Origin of the sequence: Streptomyces sp. ID05-39B, assembly GCF_033794725.1 — a bacterium.
Lineage (GTDB): Bacteria > Actinomycetota > Actinomycetes > Streptomycetales > Streptomycetaceae > Streptomyces > Streptomyces bobili.
The window spans coordinates 1-4,826 of record NZ_JARGEF010000388.1 but is presented as its reverse complement, the minus strand read 5'-3'; the positions used below and the strand labels follow the sequence as shown (position 1 = coordinate 4,826).

Annotated in this window: 5 protein-coding genes; 3 read left to right on the top strand and 2 right to left on the bottom strand. The window is 71.8% G+C overall.

Going from position 1 to position 4,826, the window contains the following annotated elements:
* Positions 1 to 147: 147 nt before the first annotated feature.
* The 3 genes from P1P75_RS39690 to P1P75_RS39680 are packed head-to-tail and all read left to right on the top strand — an operon-like array spanning position 148 to position 3,694.
* On the top strand, positions 148 to 672 hold the full coding sequence (locus tag P1P75_RS39690) for a PadR family transcriptional regulator (RefSeq protein ID WP_319264510.1): 525 nt from the start codon (positions 148 to 150) through the stop codon (positions 670 to 672).
* Positions 669 to 1,358 carry an ABC transporter ATP-binding protein gene (locus P1P75_RS39685; protein WP_319264508.1) on the top strand — a complete coding sequence of 230 codons (690 nt, stop codon included), beginning with the start codon at positions 669 to 671 and terminating at the stop codon, positions 1,356 to 1,358. The genes P1P75_RS39690 and P1P75_RS39685 overlap by 4 nt, the downstream gene beginning before the upstream one ends.
* Positions 1,355 to 3,694, top strand: a complete 2,340-nt coding sequence (locus P1P75_RS39680; RefSeq protein ID WP_319264506.1) for an FtsX-like permease family protein — start codon at positions 1,355 to 1,357, stop codon at positions 3,692 to 3,694. The genes P1P75_RS39685 and P1P75_RS39680 overlap by 4 nt, the downstream gene beginning before the upstream one ends.
* Before the next feature lie 100 nt (positions 3,695 to 3,794).
* On the opposite strand, the gene P1P75_RS39675 is transcribed toward P1P75_RS39680, so the two are convergent.
* Both P1P75_RS39675 and P1P75_RS39670 read right to left on the bottom strand, forming a co-directional pair.
* A complete protein-coding gene (locus P1P75_RS39675) occupies positions 3,795 to 4,223 on the bottom strand; it encodes a hypothetical protein (protein ID WP_319264504.1) in 429 nt (142 codons plus the stop codon).
* Between the two features lie 5 nt (positions 4,224 to 4,228).
* Positions 4,229 to 4,624, bottom strand: coding sequence for a roadblock/LC7 domain-containing protein (locus P1P75_RS39670; RefSeq protein ID WP_319264502.1), 396 nt, complete (start codon positions 4,622 to 4,624; stop codon positions 4,229 to 4,231).
* Positions 4,625 to 4,826: the final 202 nt, after the last annotated feature.

Genomic DNA, 4,826 nt, shown 5'->3' with positions numbered 1-4,826 from the left:
TCGCTACGGGGCTCCGGGGGACCGCCCCCCGGAGCCCCGTAGCGAACCTGTGACAATCGGCCCCCACCTGCGCCGACCCACACCCTGCCACCGCCTCCGCACTCCACGTATACACCCCGGGTATACACGCTGTGTACAGTCCTCCCCATGTCCATCGGTCACACCCTTCTGGGACTCCTTGAGTCCGGACCCCGCCACGGCTACGACCTCAAGCGGGCCTTCGACGACAAGTTCGGTCACGACCGGCCACTGCACTACGGCCAGGTCTATTCGACGATGTCCCGGCTGCTGAAGCACGGCCTGGTCGAAGTCGACGGCATCGAGGCCGGCGGCGGCCCGGAGCGCAAGCGATACGCCATCACCGACGCCGGGATCACCGACGTCGCCCGGTGGCTCGCCACGCCCGAGAAGCCCGAGCCGTACCTCCAGTCGGCCCTCTACACCAAAATCGTCCTCGCGCTGCTCACGCACCGCGACGCGGCCGACATCCTGGACACGCAGCGCTCCGAGCACCTGCGCAGCATGCGCATCCTCACCGACCGCAAGCGCAAGGGCGACCTCGCCGACCAGCTGATCTGCGACCACGCCCTGTTCCATCTGGAGGCCGATCTGCGCTGGCTGGAGCTGACCGCGGCACGCCTGGACAAGCTGCGAGAGGCGGTGACCTCATGAGCGCCCCCGCCGGCTCGCTGCTCGCCGCCCAGGACCTGCGCAAGGCCTACGGTCCGACCATGGCGCTGGACGGCGCCGAGTTCTCCATCCACCCCGGTGAGGTCGTCGCCGTCATGGGCCCCTCCGGCTCCGGCAAGTCGACGCTGCTGCACTGTCTCGCCGGGATCGTGCAGCCCGACTCGGGCTCGATCACGTACGACGGGCGGGAGCTGGCGACGTTGAGCGACGCCCGGCGCAGTGCGCTGCGGCGGTCGGAGTTCGGGTTCGTGTTCCAGTTCGGGCAGCTCGTGCCGGAGCTGACCTGCGTGGAGAACGTGGCGCTGCCGCTGCGGCTGAACGGCGCCCCGCGCAAGCAGGCCGAGCGGACCGCCCTGGCCTGGATGGAGCGGCTGGAGGTCGACGACCTGCGCGGGAAGCGGCCCGGCGAGGTGTCCGGCGGGCAGGGCCAGCGGGTCGCCGTGGCGCGGTCGCTGGTGACCGGCCCGCGGGTGATCTTCGCCGACGAGCCGACCGGCGCCCTGGACTCGCTCAACGGCGAGCGTGTGATGGACCTGCTCACGGAAGCCGCCCGGTCCGCCAACGCGGCCGTGGTGCTGGTCACGCACGAGGCCCGGGTGGCGGCGTACTCGGACCGCGAGATCGTCGTACGGGACGGGAAGTCGCGTGACATGGAGCGGGTCGTATGAACCTGCGCCAGTGGGGCCGGGACCTGGCCCTGGGCTGCCGGTTCGCCTTCGCGGGCGGACGGGAGGGGTGGGTCCGGGCCGGGCTGACGGCCGTCGGCGTGGGATTCGGCGTGGCGCTGCTGCTGCTGTCGACCGCGCTGCCCAACGCGCTGTCCGCCCGGCACGACCGCGAACAGGCCCGCACGGACTACAGGTACGACCAGATCGTGCCGCCCAAGGCGGACGACACCCTGGTGATCTCCCACGTCGACACGACCTTCAGGGACAAGGACGTGCGGGGTCGGCTGGTGGAGCCGGAGGGCCCGCGGGCACCGCTGCCGCCCGGCGTGGACCGGTACCCGGGAGCGGGCGAGATGGTCGTCTCGCCCGCGTTGAGGAAGCTGCTCGCCGCGGACGGCTCGGCGCTGCTGCGGGAGCGGCTGCCGTACCGGATCGTCGGCGGCATCGGGGAGAGCGGGCTGATCGGCTCGCAGGAACTCGCCTACTACGCGGGCGGCTCGGGGCTCGCCGCACGCATGGACGCGTGGCGGACGGTCCGGCTGACGGGCTTCGGCGACCCGACCCCGACGCCCGAGCAAGCCGACCCGATCCTGGTCCTGCTGAACATCGTGGTGATCGTGGCTCTGCTGATGCCGGTCGCGGTGTTCATCGCGGCGGCCGTGCGGTTCGGCGGCGATCGGCGCGACCGCCGGCTCGCGGCCCTGCGGCTGGTGGGCTCCGACAGCCGGATGACCCGGCGGATCGCGGCGGGCGAGGCTCTGGCCGGCGCCCTGCTCGGTCTAGTTCTCGGCACGGCGTTCTTCCTGGCCGGACGCCAGGTGGCGGGCTCGGTCGAGGTGCTGGGCGTGAGCGTGTGGCCCAGCTATCTCGACCCCTCGCCCGCGCTGGCCACGCTGGTCGCGGTGGCGGTGCCCACCGCCGCCGTCCTGGTCACGCTGCTCGCGCTGCGCGGTGTGGTGATCGAGCCGCTCGGCGTGGTGCGCGCGGCCAAGCCCGCGCGGCGCCGGCTGTGGTGGCGGCTGCTGCTGCCGGTGGCCGGCCTCGCGATGCTCTACCCGATGATCGGCCAGGGCCGCGACGACGGCGACTTCAACAAGTACCTGGTGGTCGGCGGCGTCCTGCTGCTGCTCGTCGGGGTCACCGCGCTGCTGCCCTGGCTGGTGGAGACGGTCGTCGGCCGTCTCGGCGCCGGCGGCGTCGCCTGGCAACTGGCCATACGGCGGCTGCAGTTGAGCAGCGGTACGGCGGCTCGGATGGTCAACGGCATCGCCGTGGCGGTGGCCGCGGCGATCGCGCTCCAGATGCTGTTCGCCGGGGTCGACGGCCAGTACACCGAGGAGACCGGCCAGGATCTGCGCCGGGCGCAGATGCAGGTGGGCCTCCCGGACGGCGTCCCGATGGCCCCGACCGTCCAGAAGTTCACCGACACCAAGGGCGTACGGAAGGCCACCGCCCTGTGGGAGGGCTACCTCGGTGACGCCTCGTGGAACACCGAGAACGGCCCGACCCTGACCGCCGAGCTGACCGTCGGCGACTGCGCGGCGCTGCGCGAGGTGGCGAAGCTGCCGTCCTGCGCGGACGGTGACCTGTTCGTCCTGGAGGGCGGGGAGTACTCCGTCGACGGTCCGGCGCTGAACCGGCCGGGCAAGAAGCTGTACCTGGAGTCCTACGGCCGCGGCGATGTCTCGGAGGCCACCTGGACCGTCCCGGCGGGCGTCGGCACGGCCCGCTCGATCGTGGACCCGGCCGGCACCCGGCGCGGCGGCTTCCTGATGACTCCGGCCGCGATGCCCGAGAACGTCGCGAAGTCCGTCAGCGGCGCGCTGTACCTCTCGGTCGACGAGTCGGTGCCGGACGTCGCCGAACACGTCCGCAATACCGCCACCGCCGTGGACCCCCTGTCCGTTCCGGACACCTGGACGGCCACCAGGACCTCCGCGAGGTACGACGCGCTGCGCACCGGGCTGCTCGTCGGCGCCCTCTGTGTGCTGATGCTGATCGGGGCGAGCCTGCTGGTGTCGCAGCTGGAGCAGTTGCGCGAACGCCGCAAGCTGCTGTCGGCGCTGGTCGCCTTCGGTACCCGCCGCCGCACGCTGACCATGTCGGTGCTGTGGCAGACGGCGATCCCGATCGGGCTCGGTCTGCTGCTGGCCTCGGTGGTGGGCATCACCCTGGGTGCGGTGCTGCTGCGGATGTCGGACACGCCGGTGGGCGTGGACTGGGCTTCCGTGCTGGCGATGGCCTGCGCCGGCGCGGGGGTGGTCCTCGCTGTGACGTTGCTGAGCCTGCCGCCGCTGCTGCGGCTGCTGCGGCCGGACGGCCTGCGCACGGAGTGAAGGCACGGCGTCAAGGCACGACGTCGAAGCACGGCGTGAACGGGCCGGGGGTCCCCACCGGGAGGCGGGGGCCCCCGGCCCGTTCAGGGTTGCCGCGCCCTCACAGCTGGTACTCCTTCACCACCCGGCGGACCTGGGCGAACAGCATGCCCACGTTCACGGACTTTCGGCAGACGACCACCGCGACCACGTCCTGCTGTTCCGTCATCCGCACGAACAGGTGGGTGAGGTTGTCGCTGTTGACGAGGATCTCCTGGAAGAAGTGGTTGTCGCCGGAGTTCCCTCGACGTTCCTTGAAGACGTCCTCGATCATCACGACGGTCCGCCCCTGGAACAGGTCGAGGGTCGCGCCCGCGAGCAGGTCCAGCACCTCCGGCGGATGGTTGTCGACCGTCTCGTACGACAGCAGCATGCCGGTCGACATGTCGACGACACCGGACGCGACGCAGTCGGGGGCGTCCGTGCGGAGCGCTTTCACCAGGCCCATCACCTGGTCGGAGAAACCGGGGGTCATACGTTTCGTCGCCATCCCTTTCACACTCCTTCGGGCGCCTTGGCGGCCCTGTCGGTGAGGATCAGATCGATGCGGCGCAGGGTCGGCTGCGTCGCCGTGTGCAGACGGTCCACGTCCATGCCCTCGTCGCCGAGGACGACCATGAGCGCGGTGTCACCGACCCCGTAGAAGGCGGCGAAGCCGTGACTGCCGTAGGTCACCGTGCGGTGCAGGACGCCCCGGTCGGTGGCCTCGGCGGTACGGCGGGCCAGGCCCAGGCCGGCCGCGGCGAGGGCGGCGAGGCCCTCGGGGTCGATGGAGTCGGCGGTGTCGGCGGCGATGAGCAGGCCGTCCGCCGCCGCGACCACGGTGTCGGTGATGCCGGTCACCTGCTCACGCAGGCCGCGCATCTCCCGCGCGAGGGCTTGGTGGTCCATGAGGGCAAACTCCCCTTGTTCTTGGAGGACGTGGGGGGACGGTGGGATGTGAGGACGGCCGGGTGGGCCTGTCGGGTGGCGGGTCAGGTGGGGGAAGTGGCCTGCGGCCGGGCTCAGTTGCCGGTCGGATCGCGTAACCGGAAGAACTCCTTGATGCCGCTGGCGCCGGGCCTGCGGCGGGGCAGTCTGGCCGGTTCCGGCG

Coding starts and splice junctions, on each gene's coding strand:
- P1P75_RS39690 (WP_319264510.1), top strand. CDS start 148: ATGTCCATCGGTCACACCCTTCTGGGACTCCTTGAGTCCGGACCCCGC.
- P1P75_RS39670 (WP_319264502.1), bottom strand. CDS start 4,624: ATGGACCACCAAGCCCTCGCGCGGGAGATGCGCGGCCTGCGTGAGCAG.
- P1P75_RS39685 (WP_319264508.1), top strand. CDS start 669: ATGAGCGCCCCCGCCGGCTCGCTGCTCGCCGCCCAGGACCTGCGCAAG.
- P1P75_RS39675 (WP_319264504.1), bottom strand. CDS start 4,223: ATGGCGACGAAACGTATGACCCCCGGTTTCTCCGACCAGGTGATGGGC.
- P1P75_RS39680 (WP_319264506.1), top strand. CDS start 1,355: ATGAACCTGCGCCAGTGGGGCCGGGACCTGGCCCTGGGCTGCCGGTTC.